This is a genomic window from Paenibacillus praedii, assembly GCF_049725345.1.
Lineage (GTDB): Bacteria > Bacillota > Bacilli > Paenibacillales > Paenibacillaceae > Pristimantibacillus.
The window spans coordinates 1-1,087 of record NZ_JBMWAM010000049.1; the positions used below are offsets into that span (position 1 = coordinate 1).

1 pseudogene is annotated in these 1,087 nt (G+C 45.4%); it reads left to right on the plus strand.

The features are described from left to right. Nucleotides 1-1,087: pseudogene (locus ACO9K6_RS20935) on the plus strand (IS3 family transposase); the annotation flags it as partial.

Here is a 1,087-nt window from a genome sequence, read left to right on the forward strand (position 1 = left end):
AAGACGGTGGCGCAGGTAGCCCGTGAACTGGGGATAAGTGACAACACCTTATACAGATGGATAGCTGAATATATGCAAGATGGCAAGCAAGCCTTTCCAGGTAGCGGACAACTGAGGCCTGACGACAAAGCCGTGAGAGATCTTCAAAAGCGTGTACGCGATCTAGAAGAGGAAAATGACATCTTAAAAAAGGCGATGCACTTCTTCGCAAAAGACCGGCGCTGATCTATGCATTCATCTACGATCATCGCTTCGTGTGCCGAGTCGCGAAGATGTGTGCCACATTCAACGTTTCCAGAAGCGGATATTACAAATGGACTAAACGTAAAGCAAGTAAGCGAGAAAAATGGCGTAAGAAGTTGGAGCGCCGCATACGACGTATTTTCTTGGACTCACGTCGTTTGTACGGAAGCCCCAAAATCACTAAGGTATCACGCAAAAAAGGCACGACGGTATCAGAAAAGACGGTGGCACGCATTATGAGTGCATTAGGTTTGATCTCCCGTACAGTGAAAAAATATAAAGCTACGACCAACACTAAGCACAATCTTCCGGTTTTATGAGAATGTGCTAAATCGGCAGTTTAACGTGGAGAAACCAAATCAAGCCTGGGTGACAGATATCACCTATGTTGCCACTGATGAAGGCTGGCTCTATTTAGCAAGCGTTATGGACCTTTACAGCCGTAAGATCGTGGGCTTTCACATGGACAAACGGATGACAAAAGAACTGGTCATACAAGCACTAGACCGAGCTTACAATCAGCAACGACCACGCGGTGAAGTTTTACATCATTCTGATCGAGGCAGCCAGTATGCTTCTCATGACTATCAAGCAAAGCTGAAAAAGTATGGCATGAAAGGTAGTATGAGCCGAAAAGGGAATTGCTACGACAATGCTTGCATCCAATCGTTCCATAGTGTGCTGAAAAAGGAGCTCATCTACTTGGAGAAATTCAAGACGCGCAAGCAAGCTCGAAAGCGCATTTTGGAATATATCACATGCTTCTATAATGGAAAGAGGATCCATTCTTCCATCGGATATTTCACGCCCAATCAATACGAACGTATGTACCGTCCTGCTGTGT